The sequence below is a fragment of the Variovorax paradoxus EPS genome, from assembly GCF_000184745.1.
In the GTDB taxonomy this organism is placed as follows: Bacteria; Pseudomonadota; Gammaproteobacteria; order Burkholderiales; family Burkholderiaceae_C; genus Variovorax; species Variovorax paradoxus_C.
Map to the genome: position 1 here is coordinate 291,316 of NC_014931.1, position 25,881 is coordinate 317,196.

Genomic DNA, 25,881 nt, shown 5'->3' on the forward strand with positions numbered 1-25,881 from the left:
ACTTCATCCTCACCCCTCGAAAGAACGCCATGACAACCCCACTCAATCGTCGCGATTCCCTCAAGTCCCTGGCCGCGCTCGGCGCCGCCGGCACCCTCGGAGGCTGGAGCGCCCTCGCCAGCGCACAAGCCAAGCCGCTTACCGTCGGCGTGATCTACGTCGGCGCGCGCGACGACTACGGCTACAACCAGGCGCACGCCATGGCCGCCGCCGAAATCAAGAAGCTGCCCGGCATCAAGGTGGTCGAGGAAGAAAACGTGCCCGAGACCGCCGCCGTGCAGAAGACCATGGCCGGCATGATTTCGCAGGACGGCGCCAAACTCCTGTTCCCGACCTCGTTCGGCTACTTCGATCCGCACATCCTGGCCGTGGCGCCCAAGTACCCCGACGTGCGCTTCTCGCACTGCGGCGGCCTCTGGACCGAAGGCAAGCACCCGAAGAACGCGGGCAGCTTCTTCGGCTACATCGACGAGTGCCAGTTCCTGAACGGCGTGATCGCCGCGCACATGACCAAGAGCAACAAGATCGCCTTCGTTGCCGCCAAGCCGATTCCGCAGGTGCTGCGCAACATCAACGCCTTCACGCTCGGCGCGCGCTCGGTCAAGCCGAACATCACCTGCAGCGTGATCTTCACCGGCGACTGGTCTATGGCCGTGAAGGAGGCCGAGGCCACCAACAGCCTGGCCGACCAGGGCTGCGACGTGTTCACCATGCACGTCGACGGCCCCAAGGTGGTGGTCGAGACAGCAGCCAAACGCGGCAAGATGGTCTGCGGCTACCACGCGAGCCAGGCCAAGCTCGCGCCCAATGCGTACCTCACCGGCGCCGAGTGGAACTGGCTCACCGCCTACAAGACCGCCATCGAGGCTGCGCAAGCCGGCAAGCCGCATCCCAACTTCCTGCGGGGCGGCCTGAAGGAGGGCTACGTGAAGATGTCCGCCTATGGCCCGATGGTGCCGGACGCCGCGAAGAAGCAGGCCGACGACATCAAGGCCAAGATGATTGCGGGCACCTTCGACATCTTCAAGGACGGCATCAAGGACAACAAGGGCGCGGTCGTGGTGCCGGCCGGCAAGGTGCTGAAGCAGACGGACCTCGAACTTGAAAAGATGAACTATCTCGTCGAAGGCGTCATCGGCCAGGCCTGAGTTCCGAGTTCATGCCCATGCCCATGCCCATGCCTTCGCCCATGCGCAGCGCGCTCAAGGAATTCGCCCTGCCGGTGTTCGCCATCGCGGCGGCGCTGTTGCTGTTCGGCGTGCTCGTGGCCTTCGCCGGCGTCGATCCGGTGGAGGTGTGGGCAACCCTCTTCAAGGGCGCGTTCGGCGACTGGTTCTCGTGGCAGAACACCTTGCAGCGCGCCGCACCGCTGATGCTCACCGCGCTGTGCGTGGCACTGCCGGCGCGTGCGGGGTTGATCGTCATCGGCGGCGAAGGCGCGCTGGTGCTGGGCGGGCTGGCCTGTGCGGCGCTCGCGCATGCGGTGCCGCTGCCCGGCAATGTCGTGGGCACGGCGATCGTTTGCGTCGCGGGTGCGCTCGCCGGTGCGCTGTGGATCGTGCTCGCGGGCTGGCTGCGCCAGTACCGAGGCATCAACGAAACCATCAGCAGCCTGCTGCTGGCCTACATCGCCATCGGCATCTTCAAGCACCTGGTCGAAGGGCCGCTGCGCGACCCGGCGAGCCTGAACAAGCCATCGACCTATGCACTGAACGACGGGCTGCTGATCGGCGGCATCGGCGGATCGGATGTGCACTGGGGCCTGGCGATCGGCGTCGTGGCGTGCCTGGGGCTCGGCTGGTGGCTGCGCGCGACCGCCTCCGGCTTCTCGGTGCGCGTGGTCGGCGGCAATCCGCGCACCGCGCAGCTCGTGGGCCTGCCGGCCACGCGGCTCATTCTCGGCAGCTGTGCATTGGGCGGCGCCTGCGCGGGTCTCGCGGGTGCGGTCGAGGTGGCGGCGGTGCACACCAACGCCAACGCCTCGCTGATTGCGGGGTACGGCTACGCGGGCATCCTCGTGTCGTTCATCGCGCGGCACAACCCGGTGGCCATCGTGCCGGTGGCAATTTTGTTCGGCGGCTTCGGTGCGGCGGGCAGCCTGCTGCAGCGGCGGCTCGGGTTGCCCGATGCGTCGGTGCTGGTGCTGCAGGGCATCGCGTTCGTGCTGATCCTTGCGAGCGAGGGCCTGCGCATGATCGACTGGAAGGCGCTGCGTGCGCGCCTGTTCCGCGCTTCGGGGAGCCCGGCATGACCGCCCTTTTCATGCTCCCTCCCCTTCCGGGGGAGGGCTGGGGTGGGGGCACGACGGCGCTCACTCAACCACGGCGCTTGATCAAGGGCCTGCCCCCATCCCAGCCTTCCCCCGGAAGGGGAAGGAGCAAGAACGGGGAGGTTGCCGCATGACCGCCGATCAATGGATTGCTCTTGTGGCCGGCATCGTCGGCGGCGCGCTGCGCGTGGGTGCACCTTTTCTTTTCGTGAGCCTCGGCGAATGCCTCACCGAGAAATCGGGCCGCATCAACCTCGGTCTCGAAGGCGTGCTGGTGCTGTCGGCGATGGCGGCGTTCGGCGGCGCCTACCTCACCGACTCGGCCTGGCTCGGCGTGCTGATCGGCGCGATGGCCGGGGCCGTGCTCGCGTTGTTGCACGGCCTTCTGTGTTCGCTCGATCGCGTGAACGACGTGGCGACGGGCATCGCGCTGATGCTGCTCGGCACGGGCCTCGCGTTCTATCTCGGCAAACCGCTGATCCAGCCGCAGGCGCCACAGATTCCCGCGATACCGCTGGGCTTCTGGAGCGACAACACGGTGGTGCGCTCGGCGCTGCAGCTCAATGCGCTGGTGCCCATCGGCGTCGCGCTGGCGGTGCTGCTCTGGTGGGGCTTTGCACGCACACGCGCGGGCTTGCTGGTGCGCATGGCCGGCGATTCGGCGCAGGCCACTCGCGCGCTCGGCTACTCGGTCTCGGGCCTGCGCATCGCGGCGACCACGGCGGGCGGCTTCATCGCCGGGCTCGGCGGCGCATCGCTCACGCTGTTCTATCCGGGCAGCTGGAACGAAGGCATCTCCAGCGGCCAGGGCCTGATCGCCGTGGCGCTCGTGATCTTCGCGCGCTGGAGCCCGCTGCGCTGCGTGGGCGCGGCCTTTCTCTTCGGCGGTGCGGGCGCCATCGGGCCCGCGCTGCAGTCCATCGGCATCGGTTGGGGCTATCACCTCTTCAACACCGTGCCGTACGTGCTCACGCTGGTGATCCTGGTGCTCACCTGCAAGCCGGGCAGCGCGGCCATCGGCAGCCCCGGCGAACTGTCATCGACAAGGAACTGAACACCATGAGCGGTCTGGGTGGCCTCAACAAATCGGCGCATGGCGTCGTCGTCGGGCTGGTGCAACTGCAGTTGCCGAACGTGAAGACGCCGGCCGACCTTGCCGCGCAGACGCAGCGCATCTGCGACATGGTGGGAAAGGCGCGCCGCAACCAGTCGACGATGGACCTCGTGGTGTTTCCCGAGTACGCGCTGCACGGCCTCTCGATGGACACCAACCCCGAGATCATGTGCACGCTCGACGGCCCCGAAGTGGCGGCCTTCAAGCGCGCGTGCATCGAGCACCGCATCTGGGGCTGCTTCTCGATCATGGAGGCCAACCCCGGCGGCAACCCCTACAACAGCGGGCTCGTCATCGACGACCAGGGCGAGATCAAGCTCTACTACCGCAAGCTGCACCCGTGGGTGCCGGTCGAACCGTGGGAGCCCGGCAACCTCGGCATTCCGGTGTGCGACGGACCCAACGGCAGCAAGCTCGCACTGATCATCTGCCACGACGGCATGTTCCCCGAGATGGCGCGCGAGGCCGCATACAAGGGCGCCGACATCATCCTGCGCACAGCGGGCTATACCGCGCCGATCCGCCATGCGTGGAAGATCACCAACCAGGCCAACGCCTTCTGCAATCTCGCCTACACAGCGAGCGTGTGCCTGTGCGGCAGCGACGGCAGCTTCGACTCGATGGGCGAGGGCATGTTCTGCAACTTCGACGGCACGGTGCTGGTCGAGGGCGGCGGCCGGGTCGACGAGATCATCACCGCCGAACTGCGGCCCGACCTCGTGCGCGAGGCGCGCACCGGCTGGGGCGTGGAAAACAACATCTACCAGCTCTACCACCGCGGCTACGTCGCGGTGAAGGGCGGCGCGCAGGACTGCCCCTACACCTACATGCACGACATGGCTGCCGGCACCTACAGGCTGCCGTGGAGCGCCGACGTGAAGGTGACCGACGGCACCTCCTGCGGCTTCGCGCCGCCGGAACGCAACTACCAAGGATGAGCATCGACATGACCACAGCAGCAGCAACCACCGCCGAACGCCATGTGGCCGCCGAGCCCTACGCCTGGCCCTACAACGGCGACCTGCGACCCGAGAACACCGCGCTGATCGTCATTGACATGCAGACCGACTTCTGCGGCAAGGGCGGCTACGTCGACGTGATGGGCTACGACCTCTCGCTGGTGCAGGCGCCGATCCAGCCGATAGCGCGCACGCTCGCCGCGCTGCGGCCGCTGGGCTTTCACATCATCCACACGCGCGAAGGCCACCGGCCCGACCTCGCGGATCTGCCGGCCAACAAGCGCTGGCGCTCGCGGCAGATCGGCGCCAACGGCGTAGGCATCGGCGACGACGGCCCGTGCGGCCGCATCCTCGTGCGCGGCGAGCCGGGCTGGGAACTCATTCCCGAACTCGCGCCGCTGCCCGGCGAGGTGGTGATCGACAAGCCCGGCAAGGGCTCGTTCTATGCCACCGACCTGGAGCTGATCTTGCGGACCCGCGGCATCGAGAACCTGATCCTCGCGGGCATCACGACCGACGTGTGCGTGCACACCACGATGCGCGATGCGAACGACCGCGGCTTCGAATGTTTGCTGCTGTCGGACTGCACGGCCGCCACCGACCACGGCAATCACCTCGCGGCGCTGAAGATGATCACGATGCAGGGCGGCGTGTTCGGCGCGCACACGACCTCGCAGCAGCTGCTGGCCGCGCTGGGCTGATGCGGGCATGAGCGCCGTTCCTCACGCCATCGGCGCACTGCCCGCGGGCAGCGGCGCACTCGCGCTCGACACCTACGAGTTGACCAAGCGCTTCGGCGCCTTCACCGCGATGGACCGCGTGACGATGCGCGTCGAACCCGGCACGGTGCATGCGCTGCTTGGCGAGAACGGCGCGGGCAAGAGCACGCTGGTGAAATGCGTGGCCGGTTTCCAGCGCGCGGAGGAGGGCAGCATCCTGATCGACGGGCGCGAGCAGGACATCGCCAACCCCATCGTCGCGCGCGCGCTGGGCATCGGCATGGTCTACCAACACTTCACGCTGGCGCCGGGCATGACTGTCGCCGAGAACCTGCTGCTGGCCGGCGGCAAGACGCCCGCGCTGATCGACTGGAAGACCAAGCGCGCGGAGCTGAAGGCGTTTCTCGCAACCACGCCCTTCAGCCTCGACCTCGATGTGCGGCCTTCGGAGCTTGCAGCGGGCGAGAAGCAGAAGCTCGAACTGTTGAAGCAGCTGTACCTGAAGCCGCGCCTCCTGATCCTCGACGAGCCCACCTCGGTGCTCACGCCGCAGGAGGCCGACGAGGTGCTGGGCCATGTGCGCGAGTTCGCGCGCAGCGGGCTGTGCACCGTGCTCATCATCACGCACAAGTTTCGCGAAGTGATGGCGTATGCGGACAGCGTGACGGTGCTGCGCAGGGGCAAAGCCGTGCATCACTGCCGCGTGGCCGACACGAGCCCGGCGCAATTGGCGCAGGCCATGATGGGTGGCGAAGATGCGGCGGTTGCCACGCCGGCTTCATCGCCTGCCATCAGGAAGCCCGTGGCCGATGCGGCGCCCATCGCGTTGAAGGTCGAAGGCCTAAAGGCGCAAGGCGACCGCGGCACGCTCGCGCTGCATGACCTGAGCCTGGCCGTGCGCGCGGGAGAAATACTCGGCGTGGCGGGCGTCTCCGGCAACGGACAACGCGAACTGGTCGAGGCCCTGGTCGGGCAGCGCCCGCGGCTGGCCGGCCGCGTGAGCGTGATGGGCCAGCCGTACAACGCGCGCCGCGCCGAGAACCGCAGCCTCAAGGTTCGCAGCCTTCCCGAGGAGCCGCTGCGCAACGCCTGCGTGGGCGACCTCAGCGTGGCGGAGAACATGGCGCTGCGCGATTTCGACAGGCCGCCCTTGTCGCGCGGCGGCGTGCTGAACTTTCCGTACTGGCGCAGCCGCGCACGCGAATGGATCGCCGAGTACGGCGTCAAGACGCAGGGCGAGGGCGCGCCGATCCGCAGTCTTTCGGGCGGCAACGTGCAGCGCGCGGTGCTCGCGCGCGAGCTGGCCGGCGACATCAACGTGCTGATCGCGGCGAACCCGGTGTTCGGCCTCGACTTCGCCGCCGTCGCGGAGATTCACGAACGCATCGTGCAGGTGCGCGAGAAGGGCGGGGCGGTTTTGTTGATCAGCGAAGACCTCGACGAGCTGCTCGAGCTGGCCGACCGCATCGTGGTGATGAGCGAAGGGCAGATCGTGTTCGAGACTTCTGCCGCGGGTGCGGAGCGCCACGTCATCGGCGCGCACATGGGCGGCGGACACCACTGACCGGAGCCAGCATGCGCATAGAACAAGCCAACCCCTTCGCCTACGAATTCGAGATCAGGAACACGGCGCTGGTCCTCATCGACATGCAGCGGGATTTCATCGAGCCCGGCGGCTTCGGCGAAACGCTGGGCAACGACGTATCGCTGCTCGAGGCGATCGTTCCCGCGACGCAAGCCGCGCTGGCGGCATGGCGCAAGGCCGGTGGCCTGGTGGTCCACACGCGCGAGGCGCACAAGCCGGACCTCTCCGACTGCCCGCCCGTCAAGCGCAACCGCGGCAACCCGAGCCTGCGCATCGGCGACGAAGGCCCGATGGGACGCATCCTCGTGGCGGGCGAGCCCGGCAACCAGATCATCGATGGGCTTGCGCCCATCGACGGCGAACTCGTCATCGACAAGCCCGGCAAAGGCATGTTTTACGCGACCGGCCTGCACAAGGTGCTGCAGCAGCGCGGCATCACGCACCTGCTGTTCGGCGGCGTCACCACCGAGGTCTGCGTGCAGACCAGCATGCGCGAAGCCAACGACCGCGGCTACGACGGCCTGCTGCTCGAGGACTGCACCGAGAGCTACTTCCCGGCGTTCAAGGCAGCCACGCTCGACATGATCCGCGCGCAAGGCGCCATCGTCGGCTGGACCGCGCCGAGCGCGGCGTTGCTCGCCGCGCTGAGCCACGCGACCTGAAGCCGGTGCCAGCGACTACCATCCCCACGTGTCTACCGTCCGACCCCGCCCAGCTCCCTCCGCGCCCGCGCCCGCCGCCGATACGGCCGTTTTTCGTACACGCGCCGACGAGGTCTACGCGCAGCTCAAGCGCGATGTGGCCGAGTTCATCCTCGTGCCCGGCGACCGCTTCACCGAGAACGAGATCAGCGACCGGCTCGGCGTCTCGCGCACGCCGGTGCGGCAGGCGCTGTTCCGGTTGCAGCAAGAAGGTTTCGTCGAGGTGCTGTTCCGCAGCGGATGGCGCGTGCTGCCCTTCGACTTCGACCAGTTCGAGCAGCTCTACGACCTTCGCATGGTGCTGGAGACCACCGCGGTGCACCGCATCTGCGAGGCCGACCACCGCGTCGACCGCAGCCTGCTCGACATGCTGGCCGGCATCTGGCTCGTGCCGGTGGCCGAGCGCAGCACCGACACGGCGCAGGTCGCGCAGTGGGACGAAGCCTTTCATTGTTCGCTGGTCGCGGCCGCCGGCAATGCCGAGATGGCGCGTGTGCACAGCGACGTGACCGACCGCATCCGCATCATCCGCCGGCTCGACTTCACGCAGCAGCCGCGCATCGAAGCCACCTACGACGAGCACGCGAAGATCCTGAAAGCGATCCGCGCGAACCGGGGCGATCAGGCCGCGATGCTGCTGCGCGCACACATCGAGACCAGCCAGGCGGAGGTGCGGAAGATCACGTTGCACCAGGTGCATCTGGCGCGGCATGCGGGGAAGACGGCTCCGCGCTAAGGGTTTGCTCCTTCCCCCAGCGGGGGAGGGAGAAAAACGGGGACTCAGTCCGCGGTGATGTTCCCCCGCTTCACCACCCCCGCCCACCGCTCCGCATCCTTCTTCACCAGCGCCCCGAACTCCCCCGGCGTCGAGCTCGCCGGCACCATCCCCTGAGACTCGAAGGACTTCGCCACGTCGGGTTGCTTCAACACCGCAGCGATCTCCTTGTTGAGCCGCGCAACCACATCAGGCGGCGTGCCCTTGGGCGCGAGCACGCCGTACCACATGTCCACGTTGTCGGCAGTCACGCCAGCCTCGGCGAGCGTGGGCACATCGGGCAATTGCGGCAGCCGCTTGCTGCTGCCGGTGGCAATGGCCTTGAGCTTGCCGGCCTGGATGTGCTGCAGCGCCACGTGCACCGGCAGGAACATGTAGTCGATGCGCCCGCCGAGCAAGTCTGTCACCGCGCCGGCCGTACCCTTGTACGGCACGTGCAGCAGGTCGGTGCCGGTGCCCTGCATCAGGAGCGCCATCGAAAGGTGATGCGGCGTGCCCACGCCTGGCGTGGCGTACGTCAGCTTGGCCGGCTCCGCCTTGGCCGCGCTCACCATCTGCGCGACCGACGTCGCCTTCTGCACGTTCGGGTTGGTCACCAGCAGCAGCGTGCCCCACGAGGTGAGCGACGCCGGCGCGAAGTCGGCCACGGGGTCGTAGCTCAATGACTTGTAAAGGCTGCGGTTCATCACCAGCGTGTTGACCTGCACCAGGAGCGTGTAGCCGTCGGGCTTGGCGCGCGCGACTTTCTCGCTGCCGATGTTGCCGCTCGCGCCGGCGAGGTTCTCCACGATCACCGGCTGGCCCAGCAGCGCGGGCAGGCGCGCGGAGAGTTGGCGCGCGACGAGGTCGATGCCGGTGCCCGGCGTGTAGGGCACGACGAGTGTGATCGGCTGGTCGGGCCAGGCGTGGGCCGCGGCGGCGCTTGCCGCAACGAGCAGGGTGGTCAGGGTCTTGGCAATGAATCGCATGGTGTCGTGTCTCCGTCTTGTTCTGTGAGGGAAGTGCAGGCGCTCAGAGGTAGGAGGCGCGCGCCTTCAGCGCGACCGGGTCGTAGCCCGCCACGCGCTTGTAGTTGTCCGAAATGGCCTGCAGCTCGGCGTGGCTCACCACGTCCTCGATCTGCCCGAAGCGCTTGCCGCCCGAGCGCTCGAACACTTCGCGCAGGATCGCGTCGGGCGGGTTGCTGCGGTTGGTCAACACCACGTTGGTGGTGGCCTTCACGCGCGCGCGGTCGTAGTCCTCCAGCGCCGCGGTGCCGACGCCCAGGTCCTTGAGCGCGCCCGCAAGAAAACGCGCATCGATGATCGCCTGTCCCGCGCCGTTGGAGCCGCGCGGCACCATCGGGTGTGCGGCGTCGCCCAGGAGCGTGAGGCGGCCGTGCGTCCAGCGCGGCAGCGGGTCCTGGTCAACCATCGGGTACTCCAGGATGGTGTCCGATGCGCGGATCAGCGCGGGCACGTCGAGCCAGTAGAAGTGCCAGTCGGCGAACGCCGGGAGAAAGTCCTCGAGCCGGCCGGCGCGGCTCCAGTCGCGCATCGCGGGCTGCGGCGCGTGGATCTCGGCGACCCAGTTCACGAGCTGGTGGCCTTCGGCGTCGATGTCGTTGCGGATCGGGTAGATCACCATCTTGCCGACCGCGAGCCACCCCGCGCGCACCATGCTCGCGCCCGAGAGAAAAGGCTTCCATCGCGCGGTGCCGCGCCACATGTTCACGCCCGAATAGCGCGGCGCGCCTTCGTTGGGATAGAGCTGCTTGCGCAAGGCCGAGTGAATGCCGTCGCAACCGATGGCTACGGCACCGCGTACAGCAGGTGCGTCAGCGAAATGCACGGTGACGCCGCCCGCGTCCTGCGTCACGCCGGTGCAGCGGTGGTTGCAGACCACGCTGTCGGGGCCGAGGCGCTTGAGCGTTTCTTCGAGCAGCACCGTCTGCAGATCACCGCGATGGATCGAGAACTGCGGCCAGTCGTAGCCCGCATGTTCGCCCGCGGCCTCCTGAAAGATCAACTGCCCGTGCTCGGTGAAGAAGATCGACTCCTTCGTGCGCACGCCCACCTTGTCCAGTTGTGGCAGCAGGCCGAGCTCGGTCAGCTCGCGCACCGCATGCGGCAGCAGGTTCACGCCCACGCCCAGCGGCTCGAGTTCGGGCACGGCCTCGTAAACGCGGCATGCGATGCCGGCCTGATGCAGGCTCAGCGCGAGGGTCAGGCCGCCGATGCCGGCGCCCAGGATGATCACTTGCTTGTCGTTCATGGCTCTTTCGAAAGGGTTCCGTTTGTCTCCAGCCGTATTGGGAACGGAAGTTCGCCATTTGTGAAATTTAGATGTGCTATGGATTTATCATGAATCCTTATGAACCTCTCGACCCGCCAGATGCGCGCCTTCCTGCAGGTGGCGCGCCTGGGCAACTTCACACGCGCGGCGGAGCAGGCCCACATCACGCAGGCGGGGCTCAGCATCCTGATCCGTGAGATGGAAAAGCAGTTGGGCTGCCGGCTCTTCGACCGCACCACGCGCGTGGTGACGCTCACGCCGGCGGGCCGGCGGCTGCTGCCGGTGGTGGAGCGCCTCGTCACCGACCTGGACGACGTGGCCGCGCAGCTCGGCGCCGAGGGCGATGAGGCGCGGCAGACCCTGCGCATCGCGGCGACGCCGCTGGTGTCCTCGCACCTGCTGCCGCAAGTCTTCAACACCTTCCGCCAGGCGCATCCGCAAGTGAGCCTGCGTCTCTTCGATGCCGACCTGCGCGATGTGGAAGCGATGGTCACGGCCGGCGATGCGGACATGGGCCTCGGCTTCTTCTTCAAGGCGGCAGCGGGCCTGGAGCGCACGCCGGTCGGGCGCTTTCACCTGATGCGCGTGGCGTCGTCTTCAGCGGATGAAGTTGATGAAGCGCCGGCCATCGGCACCGCGCCGTGGTCCGCGCTGCGCAGCGCCGAACTCATCGGCCTGCCGCCGGGCAACCCGATCCAGAAGGTGATCGACCAGCACCTGGTGGCCACCATCGGCCGCGCCGATGCGCAGCGGCCCACCTTCAATTTCTTCGGCACGCTGATCTCAATGGTCGAGGCCGGCTTCGGCACCGCGGTGATGCCGACCTTCGCGCTCGCGGCCTGCCGCCGCCACCGGGTGCGCACCGACGTGCTGGTCAAGCCGAAGGTGGGGCTGGACTTCTATCGCATCGCCAAGCGCGGCACGCACGAGACCGAGGCGATGCAGGCCTTCGTCGCGACGCTGGAGAAGGCGCTGCCCGCGCTCTCGCGCTGAACGCTCAGCTCAGAGCGTGAAGTCGTAGTCCACCGTGATCGGCGCGTGGTCGCTGAACTTGATGGTCTTGAAGATCTGTTCGGTGCGCGCGAGCGCCGCGGTCTTCGGCGTGGCCAGGTGGTAGTCGAGCCGCCATCCCACGTTGTTCGCATAGGCCTGGCCGCGGTTGCTCCACCAGGTGTAGGCCTCGTCGGTGGTCTCGGGCTTGAGCATGCGGTAGACGTCCACCAGGCCCGCACCCTCGGCACCGGCGTCCAGCAGCTTCGTCATCCAGGCGCGTTCCTCGGGCAGGAAGCCGCTGTTCTTCTGGTTGCTGCGCCAGTTCTTCAAATCGATCTGCTGGTGCGCGATGTTGATGTCGCCGCACAGCACGAACTCGCGCTCCTTCTTGAGCGCCACCAGGTGCGGGAAGAAGCCCTTGAGAAAACGGAACTTGGCCAGTTGCCGCTCCTCGCCCGAACTGCCGCTCGGGAAGTAGCAGCTGATGACGGAGAACTTGCGTTTGGGCGTGTCGAAGCGCAGTTCGAGGTAGCGGCCCTCGGCGTCGAACTCGGCATCGCCCCAGCCCACGATGACCTGGCTCGGTGCGTGCTTGGTGTAGATCGCGGTGCCGGCATAGCCTTTCTTCTCGGCGAAGTGGAAGTGGCCCTTGAGGCCCGCCATCTCCTCGAAGCGGCCTTCGATGTCGCTCGCCTGGACCCGGATCTCCTGCATGCAAATACAATCCGGCGCAAGTTCGGCCACCCAATCGGCGACGCCCTTGGTGGCCGCCGAACGCAGGCCATTGAGATTGAGACTGGTCAGTTTGAACACAAGGAATTTCCCGATGGCTGTAGATGGTGAGAAAAGCAGCGCGGTGGCGCAGGACTTCGTCCAGTTCGCGCGCGATGCCGGCGTGCTTCGCTTCGGCGAGTTCAAGACCAAGGCCGGCCGGATGAGCCCCTACTTCTTCAATTCGGGGCTCTTCGACGACGGCGCCAAGATCGCACGGCTCGCGGGATTCTATGCAGACCGGCTGATCGAGAGCGGCCTCGAATTCGACATGATCTTCGGCCCCGCCTACAAGGGCATTCCGCTGGGCGCCACAGTGGCCGCCGAGCTGGCGCGGCGCGGCCGCAACTACCCCTTTGCCTACAACCGCAAGGAAGCCAAGGCGCACGGCGAGGGCGGCAACCTGGTGGGCGCGCCGCTCCAGGGCCGCGTGCTGATCGTCGACGACGTGATGTCCGCCGGCACCGCGGTGCGCGAATCGATCGCCGCGATCCAGGCCGCCGGCGCCACGCCGCATGCCGTGGCCATCGCGCTCGACCGCCAGGAAAAAGCCACCGAGAACGGCGTCGACGTGGACCACAGCGCCGTGCAGTACGTGCGCAACCAGCTCGGCCTTTCGGTGATCGCCATTGCCACGCTGGACGACCTGCTGAGCTACCTCTCGGGCGATGCCGCCGCCGACCTGGGCGCGCACCGCGAGCGCGTGCTGGCCTACCGCACGCGCTACGGCGCCCACTGAGGAACCAACAGCGATGCGCACACGCGATCACGGCAAGCCCCACCGCCTGCTGGCGGCGGCATCGTTTTTCCTGGTGGCCTTTGCTGCTGTTGGCGTTGCGCATGCACAGGGCAAGGACGTGCCCGCCGGCAGCATCTACACCTGCACCGATGCGCAGGGCCGCACGCTCACGGCGGACCGTCCGATTCCTGCCTGCAACGACCGCGAGCAGCGCGAGCTGAGCCCGAGCGGCCTCACGCGCCGCAAGATCGAACCGACGTACTCGGCGCGCGAAATGGCCGAGCGTGAAGACCGCGCCCGCGAAGCCGCGGTGCAGGCCGCCAAGGCAACCGACGAGCGCCGCCGCGAGCGCGCGCTGCTGGTGCGCTACCCGAGCCCCGCCTCGCACGATCGCGAGCGCAAAGAAGCGCTGTCGCAGGTCGATGCCGTGATCCAGGCGGCGCAGAAGCGCATCGCCGAACTGAGCGAAGACCGCCAGAAGATCGACGAGGAGCTCGAGTTCTACAAGAAGGACACGAGCAAGGCGCCGGGCGCGATGCGCCGCAAGCTCGAAGACAACACGCAGAGCGTGGCGGTGCAAAACCGCTTCATTGCCGAGCAGGAAGAAGAGAAGAAGCGGGTGAATGCGCGCTTCGATGAAGAGCGTGGGCGGTTGAAGCCGCTGTGGGGACCCGCCCCGAGCGCAGCCGCAGCAGCAGCATCACGCTGAACCTGCCGGGGCCGCGATGGCCCCGGGATTCGTTGATCGATCTCAGCCCAGCTTGGCTTTCAGCAGCTCGGTGACCTGCGCGGGGTTGGCCTTGCCGCCGCTGGCCTTCATCACCTGACCCACGAGGCCGTTGAGCGCCTTCTCCTTGCCGCCGCGGTATTCCTCGACGTTCTTCGCGTTCCTGGCGATGACTTCGTCGAGGATCGCGTCGAGCGCACCGGTGTCGGCCATCGGCTTCAGGTCCTTGGCCTCGATGATCGCGTCCACGTCGCTGCCTTCGCCGATCCAGAGGGCATCGAACACCTGGCGCGCCGCGTTGTTCGGCAGCGTGCCGTCGGCGATGCGCTTGACCAGCTGGCCAAGCTGCTGCGCGCTGACCGGTGCCGCTTCGATGCCGATCTCTTTTGCGTTCAGACGACGCGCCATCTCGCCGGTGATCCAGTTGCTCGCGAGCTTCGGCGTCGCGCCGGCCTTCACCGCTTCATCGAAATAGTGCGCGAGCGCAAGGCTCTGCGTGAGCTGCGCCGCGTCGTATTCCGACAGGCCATGGTCGCGCACATAGCGCTCGGCCATCGCGCGCGGCAGCTCGGGCATTTCGCCGCGCACGCGTTCGATCCAGTCGGCCGCAATCACCAGCGGCGGCAGGTCGGGGTCGGGGAAGTAGCGGTAGTCGGCCGAGTCTTCCTTGGCGCGCATCGCGCGCGTCTCGCCGGTGTCGGGGTTGAAGAGCACCGTCGCCTGCTCGACCTTGCGGCCGTCCTCGATCTCCTCGATCTGCCAGCGGATCTCGTAGTCGATCGCCTGCTGCATGAACTTGAAGCTGTTCAGGTTCTTGATCTCGCGCCGCGTGCCCAGCTTGTCGCCGGGCTTGCGCACCGACACGTTGGCGTCGCAGCGGAAGCTGCCTTCCTGCATGTTGCCGTCGCAGATGCCGATCCACGTGACGATCTTGTGCAGCTCGCGCGCATAAGCCACGGCCTCGGCGGTGGAGCGCATGTCGGGCTCGGTCACGATTTCCAGCAGCGGCGTGCCGGCGCGGTTCAGGTCGATGCCGCTCTGGCCGATGAAGTCCTCGTGCAGCGACTTGCCCGCGTCTTCTTCCAAGTGGGCGCGCACGAGGCGCACGGTCTTCTTCTCTTCGCCGAGGAAGAACGACACCGAGCCACCCTGCACGACCGGAATCTCGAACTGGCTGATCTGATAGCCCTTGGGCAGGTCGGGATAGAAGTAGTTCTTGCGCGCGAAAACGCTGCGCGGCGCCACGTGCGAGCCGAGCGCGAGGCCCAGCTTGATGGCGCGTTCGACCGCGCCCTTGTTCATCACCGGCAGCGTGCCGGGCAACGCGAGGTCCACCGCGCAGGCCTGCGTGTTCGGCTCGGCGCCGAAGGCCGTGGAGGCGCGGCTGAAGATCTTGCTGTTCGTCGACAGCTGCGCGTGCGTCTCGAAGCCGATGATGACTTCATAGCCGCGCACCAGCGGGCCGGTCGGGCGGCCTTGTTGTTGTGCTTCGAATGTGTTCACGGTCTCGCTCATCTCAAAAGCCCTCCGGCGTGCGCGTGTGCCAGTCGGTGGCTTGCTGGAAGCGGTGGGCTGCGTTCAGCAGCTTGGCTTCACCGAAGTAGTTGCCGATCAGCTGCAGGCCCACGGGCATGCCGCCGTCGAAGCCCGCGGGCACGCTCATGCCCGGCAGGCCGGCCAGCGATGCGGGCAGCGTGAAGATGTCGGCGAGGTAGTCGGCCACCGGGTCGTCGCCGTGTTCGCCGATCTTCCATGCGGTGGTCGGCGCGGCGGGGCCGGCGATCACGTCGCATTGCTTCAGCGCCTGCTGGAAGTCGTCGGCGATCATGCGGCGCACCTTCTGCGCCTGCAGGTAGTAGGCGTCGTAGTAGCCGTGCGAGAGCACGTAGGTGCCGATCATGATGCGGCGCTTCACTTCGTCGCCGAAGCCTTCGGCGCGCGTCTTCTCGTACATGTCGGACAGGTCCTTGTACTGCTTCGCGCGATGGCCGAACTTCACGCCGTCGAAGCGGCTCAGGTTGCTCGACGCTTCGGCCGCGGCAAGGATGTAGTACACGGGAATCGACAACTCGGTGCGCGGCAGCGACACCTCGACGCGCTTGGCGCCGAGCTTCTCGTACTGCGCGAGCGCTGCGTCGATGGCGGCGCGCACGCCGGGTGCCACGCCTTCGCCGAAGAACTCCTTCGGCACGCCGATGCGCAAGCCCTCGAGCGAGTCGTTCAATGCGCGGCCGAAGTCTTCGGCGGGCTTGTCGATGGAGGTCGAATCGCGGTCGAGATCGGGGCCGCAGAAAGCCGACAGCAACAGCGCGCAGTCTTCGGCCGAACGGGCCATCGGGCCGGCCTGGTCGAGGCTCGATGCGAAGGCCACCATGCCGTAGCGCGAGGCGCGGCCATAGGTCGGCTTGATGCCGGTCACGCCGCAGAACGATGCGGGCTGGCGGATCGAGCCGCCGGTGTCGGTGCCGGTGGCTGCGGGCGCAAGGCGTGCCGCCACGGCCGCCGCGCTGGCGCCCGAGGAGCCGCCCGGAATGCGGTCGCGGTTCCACGGGTTCCGCACCGGCACGGCTTTGTCGTGGCCCACGGCGGGCACGGCGACGTTCTCGTTGGCTGAGCCCATCGCGAACTCGTCGCAGCTCAGCTTGCCGAGCGTGACCGCGCCGGCCTCGGCCAGGCGGCGCACCACGGTGGCGTCGAAGGGCGAGCGGTAGCCCGCGAGCATCTTCGAGCCGGCGGTGGTGGCGAAATCGGTGGTGACGAAGATGTCCTTGTGCGCGATCGGCACGCCGGCCAGCGCCGGAGCATTGCCGGCGGCGAGGAGCGCGTCGGCCTTGCGGGCCTGGGCCAGCGTGACTTCCTCATTGACGTCGACAAAGGTGCCGAGCGATTCGTGGGCCTTCATGCGGCCGAGAAAAGCCTGCGAGGCTTCGACGGCCGAGACCTTGCGCTCGGCCAGGGCCTTGGCCAGGGCGACCACGCCCATCTGGTGCAGTTGCTGTTCGCCGCTCATTATTCGATCACCTTGGGCACGAGGAAAAGGCCGGCTTCGACGGCGGGGGCGCTCTTCTGGTTGGCTTCGCGGTTGTCGGGTTCGCTCACCACGTCATCGCGCAGGCGCAGGGTGATGTCTTCGATGGCGGCAACCGGATGGGCCAGGGGCTCGATGCCGGCGGTGTCGACCGAACGCATACGTTCGACTAAATCGAAAAAGCCGTTGATCTGGCTGAGCATGCGCTCGCTTTCGTCGGAGGCAAGCTGCAGCCGCGCCAGGGAGGCGATGCGTGCGATATCTGAAGCGTCAAGGGACATGGGTCGGACCGGTCAAAAAACCGAAGGTAATCGCACGCCTAAGGGGGTGCTAACACGGGAATCAGAGGGGATTCGGGTATTATCCCGCCTTTGCCGCAACCCCCGCGAACGCGCCGGCTTTTGCGCCAAAAACGATCAATTCACCCCGTCAAACGACCCAAAAATAGAGCGACGACCTGCCGATGCGCAGGCCGTGCTCAGAGGATTCCGCACATGTTTGGAGCTTTCCGTCGGTACTTTTCCACCGACCTTGCGATCGACCTCGGCACCGCCAACACCCTGATATTCGCCCGCAACAAGGGCATCGTGCTGGACGAGCCCTCGGTCGTCGCGATCCGCCACGAAGGCGGCCCCCACGGCAAGAAGGTGATCCAGGCCGTCGGCCGCGAAGCCAAGGCCATGCTGGGCAAGGTGCCCGGCAACATCGAGGCGATCCGCCCGATGAAAGACGGCGTGATCGCCGACTTCGTGATCACGGAGCAGATGATCAAGCAGTTCATCAAGATGGTGCACCCGCGCACGCTGCTCACGCCGAGCCCGCGCATCATCATCTGCGTGCCTTGCGGCTCGACCCAGGTCGAGCGCCGCGCCATCAAGGACGCGGCCGAAGCTGCCGGCGCCACGTCGGTCTATCTCATCGAAGAACCCATGGCCGCGGCCATCGGCGCCGGCCTCCCCGTCAGCGAGGCCTCGGGCTCGATGGTGGTGGACATCGGCGGCGGCACCACCGAAGTGGGCGTCATCTCGCTGGGCGGCATGGTCTACAAGGGGTCGGTGCGCGTGGGCGGCGACCGCTTCGACGAAGCCATCATCAACTACATCCGCCGCAACTACGGCATGCTGATCGGCGAGCCGACGGCCGAAGTCATCAAGAAGACCATCGGCTCGGCCTTCCCGGGCTCCGAAGTCAAGGAAATGGAAGTCAAGGGCCGCAACCTTTCCGAAGGCGTCCCGCGCAGCTTCACCATCAGCAGCAACGAAGTGCTGGAAGCCCTGACCGATCCGCTCAACAACATCGTCTCGGCCGTGAAGAACGCGCTGGAGCAGACGCCGCCCGAACTGGGCGCCGACATCGCCGACCGCGGCATGATGCTCACCGGCGGCGGCGCCCTGCTGCGCGACCTCGACCGCCTGCTGGCCGAGGAAACGGGCCTCCCGGTGCTCGTGGCCGAAGACCCGCTGACTTGCGTGGTGCGCGGCTGCGGCATCGCCCTGGAGCGCATGGACCGTCTGGGCAGCATCTTCACTAGCGAGTAAAAGGCGAAAGCCATCATCGGCCGGCCTCTGCTTGCATAGGCCGGCTTTTTGTTATTTGATTCCGCACCACCGCCGGGTCTGAATTCATGCCTCTGGGCACGCTCGATCGCACAGCGCCACCCCTGTTCAACCAGGGACAGTCGGCACTCAGCAAGCTGATCTTCTTCGGCGCGCTCTCCCTGTTCCTCATGGTGGCCGATGCACGCTTTCATATCGTGCAGCCGATCCGCGCGACCCTCGGCGCGGTGCTCTACCCGGTGCAATGGGTGGCGCTCAAGCCGGTGCAGCTCATGATGGGCGGCGGGCGCTACCTCGAAGACCTGCAGACCGCCCAGCGCAACGAGGCCGATGCCCGCAAGGCGCTGATGATGCAGGCCCAGCGCGCGAGCCAGGCCGACACGCTGGCGCAGGACAACGCGCGCCTGCGCGAGCTGCTCGAGCTGCGCCAGACCACCGCAACGCCGGGCCGCGCGGCCGAGGTGCTCTACGACGCGGCCGACCCCTACACCCGCAAGATCGTCATCGACCAGGGCCTCGCCCACGGCGTGGCCGCCGGCTCGCCGGTGATCGACGCGCACGGCGTGCTCGGCCAGGTCACGCAGGTGCTGCCCCTCACGAGCGAAGTCACGCTGGTGATCGACCGCGACCTCGCGATTCCCGTTCAGAACACCCGCACGGGCGTGCGCAGCGTGGCCTTCGGCGACGCCTCGGCGCACGGCGGCGGGCTGGAGCTGCGTTTCATGGCCGCCAACGCCGACCTGCAGGAGGGCGACCTGCTCTCCACCAGCGGCGTCGACGGCATCTACCCGGCGGGCCTTCCGGTCGCGAAGATCGAGCGCATCGAGCGCCGCGCCGACTCGGGCTTCGCCCGTATCTACTGTGTGCCGCTCGCCAGCGTGACCGCCGCGCGCTACGTGCTGGTGCTCGAGCCGACCGGTGCCCCGACCGCGCCGCCACCCGCCGCGCCCGCGACCACGCAGCGCAAGCGCGCCGAGGGCAAGCCCGGGGCCGGCAAGAACGAGAAAAAGCCCGCGGCACCCGCGGGCGCAGGAGGCGGCCGATGATCAAGCGTCCCGGCCAGCAGCAGCTCCTGCTGCCCGTCAGCCCCCTCTTCATGTGGACCAGCCTCGTCGTGGCGCTCCTGGTCAACATGATCCCCATCGGCCGTGCCGCCTGGATGCCCGACCTGCTGGCGCTGGTCATCGTGTTCTGGGGCGTGCACCAGCCCTCGCGCGTGGGCATCGGCGCGGCCTTCGTGTTCGGCCTCTGCATGGACGTGCACCAGGCCTCGATGCTCGGCCAGCATGCGCTGTCCTACACGACGCTGGGCTTCTTCGCGATCACGATCCATCGGCGCCTGCTCTGGTATCCGGTGCTGTCGCAGGCGCTGCAGGTGCTGCCGCTCTTTGCGCTGTCGCAGCTTATCGAGGTCATCACGCGGATGATCGGCGGTGGCGTGTTCCCGGGCTGGTCGGTGCTGATCTCGCCAGGCGTGGAGGCCGCGCTGTGGCCTCTGGCCTCCGCTCTCTTGCTGGCCCCCCAACGCCGCACCCCGGAACCCGACGAGAACCGCCCCCTCTAAGCCTTGCCCGCGGCATTTGCCATTGCCCCAGCGCGCGCCTAAGCTCCCACCGCCATGACCGAAATCCGCAACGTCGCCGCCGACCTCGCGCGCTTCAAGCGCCGCGTGATCGTGATCGGCCTCGCTGTGCTTTTCGCGTTCGGCCTGCTGAGTTCGCGGCTGATCTACCTGCAGGTCACGCGGCATGAAGACCTGGCCGAGCAGGCCGAGAGCAACCGCACGGCCATCGTGCCGGTGGTGCCCAACCGGGGCCTGATCCTCGACCGCAACGGCATCGTGCTGGCCTCGAACTACTCGGCCTACACGCTGGAGATCACGCCTTCGAAGGTGAACGATGTCGAGGAGACCATCGACAACCTCACGCAGGTGCTCGAAGTCTCGCCGCGCGACCGCCGCCGTTTCAAGCGCCTGCGCGAAGACTCTCGCAGCTTCGACTCCATTCCGATCCGCACCCGCCTGAGCGACGAAGAGGTCGCGCGCTTCGCGGCCCAGCGCTACCGCTTTCCGGGCGTGGAGATCAAGGCACGGCTCTTCCGCAACTACCCGAACGGCGAGACCGGCGCGCACGTGCTCGGCTACATCGGCCGCATCAACCAGCGCGAGAAGACCGCGATGGAAGACTGGGAAGAAGAGGAACAAGCCAACTACAAGGGCACCGACTACATCGGCAAGCTGGGCATCGAGCAGAGCTACGAGAAAACGCTGCACGGCCAGACCGGCGTGGAGCAGATGGAAACTTCGGCCGGCGGGCGCGCCATCCGCCGGCTCGCAAGCCACCCGGCCACACCGGGCAATACCGTGATGCTGTCGCTGGACATCAAGCTGCAGAAGCTGGTGGAAGACATGTTCGGCGACCGCCGCGGCGCGCTGGTGGCCATCGACCCCAAGACGGGCGAGGTGCTGGCCTTCGTGAGCAAGCCCACGTTCGATCCGAACCTCTTCGTCGAAGGCATCGACACCGAGAGCTGGAAAGAGCTGAGCGAATCGCTCGACAAGCCGCTCCTGAACCGCGCGCTGCGCGGCACCTACCCGCCCGGCTCCACCTACAAGCCCTTCATGGCGCTGGCGGCGCTGCAGACCGGCAAGCGCGGCGCGAGCGTGGTGGTGAACGACCCGGGCTACTTCAACTTCGGCGGCCACCGCTTCGGCAGCCCCGAAGGCAACCTGGGCGGCGTCGACATGCGGCGTTCGATCCAGCTGTCGAGCAACATCTACTACTACTCGCTGGCCAACGAGATGGGCGTGGACCTGATCCACGACTTCATGAAGCCGCTGGGCTTCGGCCAGATCACCGGCATCGACCTGGGCGGCGAGGTGCGCGGCGTGCTGCCCAGCACCGAGTGGAAGCGCAACGCCTACAAGCGGCCCGAGCAGAAGAAGTGGTATGCGGGCGAAACCATTTCGCTGGGCATCGGCCAGGGCTACAACACCTTCACGATGCTGCAGCTCGCGCAGGCCACGGCCATCGTGGCCGACGGCGGCATCAAGCGCAAGCCGCACCTCGTGCTGGCGACGCGCAACACGGTGAGCGGCCAGGTGGTGCCGCTGCCGCAGCCGCCGCCGGAGAACCTGGGCTACACCGCGGCCAACGTGGCGGTGATTCGCGAGGGCCTCACCAGCGTGGTCACCAGCGGCACCGCGCGCAGCGTGTTCGCGGGCGCGGGTTACCAGGCGGCCGGCAAGACCGGCACGGCGCAGGCGGTGACGCAGGCGCAGAACACCAAGTACAACGCCCGCGCGCTCGAGGAGCACCAGCGCGACCACGCGCTCTTCATGGCGTTCGCACCGGTCAGTGATCCGAAGATCGCGGTGGCGGTGATCGTGGAGAACGCCGGCTGGGGCGCTGGCGCCGCGGCACCCATCGCGCGCCGGGTGTTCGACTACTGGCTCATGGACCAGTACCCGAGCGAGGCCGACATGGCCGCCATCAAGATCGGCAAGGCCGGCGCGCCGATGGGCAAGCCGCGCGTGGCGAGCGAAGTGGCGTGGCCGGTGGCGACGACGACGCCTGCCACTGCTCCCTGATCTCTTGCTCCCTCTCCCCTTGGGGAGAGGGTTGGGGTGAGGGTGAGCGGCATTCGAGGCCGCGCGATGCTGTGAGGCCGACTGCCCTCACCCTAGCCCTCTCCCGCTAGCGGTAGAGGGAACAACGCGGAAGCCTCTCAGCCAGCCACCGTGCCGCTGACTTCACCCAGCCCGATACGCACAGCCCCCGCGCGCTCGCAGTAGCCGCGCATGACCAGCGTGTCGCCGTCTTCCAGGAACGTGCGCTTCTCGCCGTTCGGCAGCGTGATCGGCTGCTTGCCGCCCAGCGTGAGTTCCATCAGCGAACCGGCCTCGTCGGGCTTCGGCCCCGAGAGCGTGCCCGAGCCCAGCAGGTCGCCCGGCTGCAGGTTGCAGCCGTTCACCGTGTGGTGCGTGATGAGCTGCGCGGCGGTCCAGTAGGCGGCCTCGGTGGTGTTGCCGCGCGTGAGGCGCGCGGGCGCGATGCCTTCGGCGCGCATCTTCGCGGTCTGCAGCAGCACTTCGAGCGTGATGTCGAGCGCGCCGGCCTCGCGGTTCGACGGCGCATCGAGATACGGCAGCGGTTGCGGATCGCCCGCGGGCCGCTCGAACCTCGCGCGGAACGGCGCGAGCGCCTCCATGGTCACGATCCACGGCGACAGCGTGCTCGCGAAGTTCTTCGCGAGGAACGGGCCGAGCGGCTGGTATTCCCAGGCCTGCAGGTCGCGTGCCGACCAGTCGTTGAGCAGCGTCACACCGAACAGGTGCTCTTCGGCCTCGCCGATGGCGATCGGCTCGCCCAGCGCGTTGCCCTGGCCGACCAGAAAGCCCAGCTCCAGTTCGTAGTCGAGGCGCTTGGACGGGCCGAAGCTCGGCTCGGCCGCATCGGGCGCCTTGGTCTGGCCCTGCGGGCGCTTGAAGACCTGGCCGCTCACGCCGATGGACGAGGCGCGGCCGTGATAACCGATGGGCACCCACTTGTAGTTGGGCATCAGCGGCTGGTCGGGGCGGAAGAGCTTGCCGATGGTGGTCGCGTGGTGGATACCCGTGTAGAAGTCGGTGTAGTCGCCGATGCGGCAGGGCACCGTCATCTCGGCCTTGGCTTGCGCGAGCAGCGCCTTCGACCATGCGGCCTGCTTGTCGCTGCCTTCGGCGAGGCCCGCGGAGATCGCGGCGCGCAGGGCCTGGCGGTCCTTCACGCTCGCGCCCATCAGCGCGTTCATGTCGTCGGTGTCCACGAGGCCCGCGGCCTTCAGGTCGAGCACCTGGTCGCCGATCGCGACGCCGATGCGGAAGGCCTCGCTGCTGCCCGCGGTGCGGAAGCGGCCGAAGGGCAGGTTCTGGATCGGGAAGTCGGTGCCGGCTTCGTTGGCCGAGGCGACCCAGCTGCGCAGCTTGGGGTCGTGGGTGGCGTTCAGTGCGGTCATGCGTGTCCTTGAATTGGGTGGGAGAGGAATCCGGATTGGTGGAAGGAAATCCGGCACCGTTCGGACTGAGCTTGTCGAAGTCTTGCGCGGCGCTTCGACAAGCTCAGCGTGAACGGTGGGTGGATGGTGTGTGAGTGGATTGCGTGCGCGTCGGTCTTCAGTCCGCGGTCATGCCGGCTTTCCTGGCCACATCACCGAGGCGCTGGTATTCGGTCTGCGTGAGCGTCGCCAGCTCCTGCGCGGTCGAGCCGCGCGGCGAGAAGCCGGCCTGCTGCAGCTTGGCCTTCACGTCCGGCATCGCGAGCGCTTCGACGAAGGCTTCGTTCAGCGCTTTGACCACGGGTGCCGGCAGGTTCGCCGGTCCGTACACACCGAACCACGGATCGAGCGCGTAGCCCTTGAGGCCCGCCTCAGCCATCGTCGGCACGTCGGGCAGCGAAGGCGACCGCGCCGGCCCGGCGACAGCCAGCGCGCGCAGCTTGCCGGCCTGGATGTGCGGCAGCGACGCCGGCAGGTTGTCGAACATCAAGCCGATGTTGTTGCCCAGCATGTCGGTGATGGCCGGGCCGCTGCCCTTGTAGGCCACGTGCACGAGCTCGGTGCCGGTCATCTGCGCGAACATCACGCCCGCCAGGTTCATCGAGGTGCCGGCGCCCGCGGTGGCGTAGGGCAGGCCCGGGTTCTTCTTCGCGGCGGCGATCAGGTCGGGCACCGACTTGATCGGCGAGGCGGCCGGCACTTCGAGCACGATGGTCGAGGTGCCCAGCAGGCTGATCGCTGTGAAGTCCTTGCGCGGATCGAAGGCCATCGACTTGTAGATGTGCGGGTTCAGCGCATTGGTCGAGATCGCGCCGAAGCCGATGGTGTAGCCGTCGGGGGCGGCCTTGGCCACGGCGTCCATGCCGATGTTGCCGCCCGCGCCGCCGCGGTTGTCGATGAGCACCGGCTGGCCGAGCTTTTCCGACACCTTCTGGCCCACGGTGCGCGCCACGAGGTCGGTGGTGCCGCCGGGCGTGTAGGGCACGATGAAGCGAATCGGCTTCGACGGAAAGTCCGCCGCGTGCGTGAGCAAGGGCGCAGCGAGCAGGGCGAGAGCCGCCGCGCGGCGCGTGAGAGCGAAGGCGTTCTTCATCATGGCTTGAACTGGTCCTTCAGCCCCGCCCAGCAGTCGGCGTAGTCGGTGTCGAGCGCCGGGCTCTTCAGCGCGAAGTTCGTCGGAATGAAGCGAAAGCGGCTCTCGAACATGAAGGCCAGCGTGTTGTCCAGCTTGTGGGGCTTGAGGTCCGCGTGCGTCGCCTTGTCGAAGGCTTCCTCGTCCGGGCCGTGCGGCACCATGCAGTTGTGCAGGCTCGCGCCGCCGGGCTTGAAGCCGCCCGGCTTGGCGTCGTATTCGCCGAGCACCAGGCCCATGAACTCGCTCATGAGGTTGCGGTGGAACCAGGGCGGACGGAAGGTGTTCTCCATCACCATCCATCGCGGCGGGAAGATCACGAAGTCGCAGTTGGCGGTGCCGGGCGTGTCGCTGGGCGATGTCAGCACGGTGAAGATCGACGGATCGGGATGGTCGAAGCTGATCGAGCCGATGGCCATGAAGCGCGCCGTGTCGTACTTCACCGGCGCGAGGTTGCCGTGCCAGGCGACCACGTTGAAGGGCGACTGCTTCGTCGGCGCTTTCCAGAAGCGGCCGGCGAATTTCTTGACCAGTTCATAGGCGCCGCCGTCTTCCTCGAACGCCGCCACGGGTGCCTGGAAATCGCGCGCGTTCGCGAGGCCGTTCGAGCCAATGGGACCCAGCTCGGGCAGCCGGAAATGCGCGCCGTAGTTCTCGCAGACGTAGCCGCGCGAGAGACCGTCCGGCAGCGCCACCTTGAAGACCATGCCGCGCGGCAGCACCGCGATTTCGCCGGGCTTCACGTCGAGCACGCCGAGTTCCGTCGTGATGACGAGGCGGCCTTGCTGCGGCACGACCAGCATCTCGCCGTCGGCGTTGACGAAGGCGCGCTTGTCCATCGAGCGGCCGGCCAGGTACATCAGCGAGCCGATGCCGACCTGCGATTCGGCATCGCCGTTCGCCGCGACCGTGTGCATGCCGTCGATGAAGTCGGCCTCGGCCGCGCCATCGAGCGGCATCGGGTGCCAGCGCATCGGCTCGGGCGGCAGCGCGATCTCGCGGGCGCCACCGGTCGTCCAGTGCGGCTGTGCGTAGGGCTGGTAGCGGCCTGACACCACCGAGGGCTGGCGGCGGTAGAGCCAGGTGCGGCGGTTCTCATGGCGCGGCGCGGTGAAGGCGGTGCCCGAGAGCAGTTCGGTGTAGAGATCGAAGGGCCCGCGCTGCGGGTTGTTGCGGCCCTGCGGCAGGGCGCCAGGCACAGCTTCGGAGGCGTATTCGTTGCCGAAGCCGCCGAGGTAGCGCCGTTCGGTGGCGGGAATGTCGGTCATGGTGTTCTCTTTCGAAAATCGCGATGAGGTGGGAACGCGCGCCTAGCTGCCGCGCGCGGCTTCGAAGGCCTCGCGCAGCACGGCGAGCGAGCCGATGTGGTTGGCCAGCACGAGCGCGAGGCGCGCGTTGAAGGCGTGGCTCTCCTCGGTGGAAAGCCCCTGGTGCGCCGCGATGAGCGCTTCGTAGAAATCGTCGGGCGCCTCGAGGTTCGGCGTGGTGATCAGTGCTTGCATGCT

25 protein-coding genes are annotated in these 25,881 nt (G+C 67.6%); 15 read left to right on the forward strand and 10 right to left on the reverse strand.

Annotated features, from left to right (window positions below):
* Positions 1-29 precede the first annotated feature (29 nt).
* The 8 genes from VARPA_RS01385 to VARPA_RS01420 all read left to right on the forward strand — a co-directional run bounded on the left by VARPA_RS01385 (position 30) and on the right by VARPA_RS01420 (position 8,083).
* Positions 30-1,148, forward strand: a complete 1,119-nt coding sequence (locus VARPA_RS01385; RefSeq protein WP_013538744.1) for a BMP family ABC transporter substrate-binding protein — start codon at positions 30-32, stop codon at positions 1,146-1,148.
* A 41-nt stretch (positions 1,149-1,189) separates the two neighbouring features.
* Positions 1,190-2,251, forward strand: a complete 1,062-nt coding sequence (locus VARPA_RS01390; RefSeq protein ID WP_041943159.1) for an ABC transporter permease — start codon at positions 1,190-1,192, stop codon at positions 2,249-2,251.
* A gap of 148 nt (positions 2,252-2,399) precedes the next feature.
* Positions 2,400-3,323, forward strand: coding sequence for an ABC transporter permease (locus VARPA_RS01395; RefSeq protein ID WP_013538746.1), 924 nt, complete (start codon positions 2,400-2,402; stop codon positions 3,321-3,323).
* A 5-nt stretch (positions 3,324-3,328) separates the two neighbouring features.
* Entirely contained in the window at positions 3,329-4,321 is a 993-nt protein-coding gene (locus VARPA_RS01400) for a formamidase (protein ID WP_013538747.1), read from the forward strand.
* 8 nt (positions 4,322-4,329) lie between these two features.
* Positions 4,330-5,043 (forward strand): cysteine hydrolase family protein, encoded by a 714-nt coding sequence (locus tag VARPA_RS01405; RefSeq protein ID WP_013538748.1) that lies wholly within the window; start codon positions 4,330-4,332, stop codon positions 5,041-5,043.
* Positions 5,044-5,050: 7 nt separating this feature from the next.
* On the forward strand, positions 5,051-6,625 hold the full coding sequence (locus VARPA_RS01410) for an ABC transporter ATP-binding protein (protein ID WP_013538749.1): 1,575 nt from the start codon (positions 5,051-5,053) through the stop codon (positions 6,623-6,625).
* Between the two features lie 11 nt (positions 6,626-6,636).
* Positions 6,637-7,308 carry a cysteine hydrolase family protein gene (locus tag VARPA_RS01415; RefSeq protein ID WP_013538750.1) on the forward strand — a complete coding sequence of 224 codons (672 nt, stop codon included), beginning with the start codon at positions 6,637-6,639 and terminating at the stop codon, positions 7,306-7,308.
* Between the two features lie 28 nt (positions 7,309-7,336).
* Entirely contained in the window at positions 7,337-8,083 is a 747-nt protein-coding gene (locus VARPA_RS01420; protein ID WP_013538751.1) for a GntR family transcriptional regulator, read from the forward strand.
* A 44-nt stretch (positions 8,084-8,127) separates the two neighbouring features.
* Here VARPA_RS01420 and VARPA_RS01425 read toward each other — a convergent pair whose 3' ends face one another.
* Entirely contained in the window at positions 8,128-9,090 is a 963-nt protein-coding gene (locus VARPA_RS01425; protein ID WP_013538752.1) for a tripartite tricarboxylate transporter substrate binding protein, read from the reverse strand.
* A gap of 43 nt (positions 9,091-9,133) precedes the next feature.
* A complete protein-coding gene (locus VARPA_RS01430) occupies positions 9,134-10,375 on the reverse strand; it encodes a flavin-dependent oxidoreductase (RefSeq protein ID WP_013538753.1) in 1,242 nt (413 codons plus the stop codon).
* 99 nt (positions 10,376-10,474) lie between these two features.
* Here VARPA_RS01430 and VARPA_RS01435 point away from each other — a divergent pair, with 99 nt between their 5' ends.
* Positions 10,475-11,389, forward strand: a complete 915-nt coding sequence (locus VARPA_RS01435) for a LysR family transcriptional regulator (RefSeq protein ID WP_013538754.1) — start codon at positions 10,475-10,477, stop codon at positions 11,387-11,389.
* A gap of 9 nt (positions 11,390-11,398) precedes the next feature.
* Here VARPA_RS01435 and VARPA_RS01440 read toward each other — a convergent pair whose 3' ends face one another.
* Positions 11,399-12,202 (reverse strand): exodeoxyribonuclease III, encoded by an 804-nt coding sequence (locus VARPA_RS01440; protein WP_013538755.1) that lies wholly within the window; start codon positions 12,200-12,202, stop codon positions 11,399-11,401.
* Between the two features lie 13 nt (positions 12,203-12,215).
* Here VARPA_RS01440 and pyrE point away from each other — a divergent pair, with 13 nt between their 5' ends.
* Complete coding sequence (gene pyrE, locus VARPA_RS01445; protein WP_013538756.1) at positions 12,216-12,899, forward strand: orotate phosphoribosyltransferase; 684 nt, start codon at positions 12,216-12,218, stop codon at positions 12,897-12,899.
* A 13-nt stretch (positions 12,900-12,912) separates the two neighbouring features.
* A complete protein-coding gene (locus tag VARPA_RS01450) occupies positions 12,913-13,608 on the forward strand; it encodes a DUF4124 domain-containing protein (protein ID WP_013538757.1) in 696 nt (231 codons plus the stop codon).
* A 42-nt stretch (positions 13,609-13,650) separates the two neighbouring features.
* Here VARPA_RS01450 and gatB read toward each other — a convergent pair whose 3' ends face one another.
* From gatB to gatC, 3 genes are read right to left on the reverse strand one after another with little or no spacing between them, the layout of a single operon-like run.
* Positions 13,651-15,141, reverse strand: coding sequence for an Asp-tRNA(Asn)/Glu-tRNA(Gln) amidotransferase subunit GatB (gene gatB, locus VARPA_RS01455; RefSeq protein ID WP_013538758.1), 1,491 nt, complete (start codon positions 15,139-15,141; stop codon positions 13,651-13,653).
* A gap of 1 nt (position 15,142) precedes the next feature.
* Complete coding sequence (gatA, locus tag VARPA_RS01460; protein ID WP_013538759.1) at positions 15,143-16,636, reverse strand: Asp-tRNA(Asn)/Glu-tRNA(Gln) amidotransferase subunit GatA; 1,494 nt, start codon at positions 16,634-16,636, stop codon at positions 15,143-15,145.
* Complete coding sequence (gene gatC / locus VARPA_RS01465) at positions 16,636-16,935, reverse strand: Asp-tRNA(Asn)/Glu-tRNA(Gln) amidotransferase subunit GatC (protein ID WP_013538760.1); 300 nt, start codon at positions 16,933-16,935, stop codon at positions 16,636-16,638. Before gatC ends, gatA begins: the two co-directional genes overlap by 1 nt.
* Before the next feature lie 213 nt (positions 16,936-17,148).
* On the opposite strand from gatC, the gene VARPA_RS01470 reads away from it, so the two are divergent.
* The 4 genes from VARPA_RS01470 (at position 17,149) to mrdA (ending at position 21,799) form a co-directional block, all read left to right on the forward strand.
* Positions 17,149-18,192, forward strand: coding sequence for a rod shape-determining protein (locus VARPA_RS01470; protein ID WP_013538761.1), 1,044 nt, complete (start codon positions 17,149-17,151; stop codon positions 18,190-18,192).
* An 86-nt stretch (positions 18,193-18,278) separates the two neighbouring features.
* Positions 18,279-19,256 carry a rod shape-determining protein MreC gene (gene mreC, locus VARPA_RS01475; protein WP_013538762.1) on the forward strand — a complete coding sequence of 326 codons (978 nt, stop codon included), beginning with the start codon at positions 18,279-18,281 and terminating at the stop codon, positions 19,254-19,256.
* Entirely contained in the window at positions 19,253-19,774 is a 522-nt protein-coding gene (mreD, locus tag VARPA_RS01480) for a rod shape-determining protein MreD (RefSeq protein ID WP_013538763.1), read from the forward strand. Before mreC ends, mreD begins: the two co-directional genes overlap by 4 nt.
* Before the next feature lie 54 nt (positions 19,775-19,828).
* On the forward strand, positions 19,829-21,799 hold the full coding sequence (mrdA, locus tag VARPA_RS01485) for a penicillin-binding protein 2 (RefSeq protein WP_013538764.1): 1,971 nt from the start codon (positions 19,829-19,831) through the stop codon (positions 21,797-21,799).
* A 137-nt stretch (positions 21,800-21,936) separates the two neighbouring features.
* On the opposite strand, the gene fahA is transcribed toward mrdA, so the two are convergent.
* The 4 genes from fahA to VARPA_RS01505 all read right to left on the reverse strand — a co-directional run bounded on the left by fahA (position 21,937) and on the right by VARPA_RS01505 (position 25,878).
* Entirely contained in the window at positions 21,937-23,205 is a 1,269-nt protein-coding gene (gene fahA / locus VARPA_RS01490; RefSeq protein WP_013538765.1) for a fumarylacetoacetase, read from the reverse strand.
* Positions 23,206-23,362: 157 nt separating this feature from the next.
* The gene (locus tag VARPA_RS01495; RefSeq protein ID WP_041943163.1) at positions 23,363-24,337 is read right to left on the reverse strand and encodes a Bug family tripartite tricarboxylate transporter substrate binding protein; all 975 of its coding nucleotides are present in this window, start codon (positions 24,335-24,337) and stop codon (positions 23,363-23,365) included.
* Positions 24,337-25,644 (reverse strand): homogentisate 1,2-dioxygenase, encoded by a 1,308-nt coding sequence (hmgA, locus tag VARPA_RS01500; RefSeq protein ID WP_013538767.1) that lies wholly within the window; start codon positions 25,642-25,644, stop codon positions 24,337-24,339. Before hmgA ends, VARPA_RS01495 begins: the two co-directional genes overlap by 1 nt.
* A gap of 42 nt (positions 25,645-25,686) precedes the next feature.
* Positions 25,687-25,878, reverse strand: coding sequence for a DUF2783 domain-containing protein (locus tag VARPA_RS01505; RefSeq protein WP_013538768.1), 192 nt, complete (start codon positions 25,876-25,878; stop codon positions 25,687-25,689).
* Positions 25,879-25,881 lie beyond the last annotated feature (3 nt).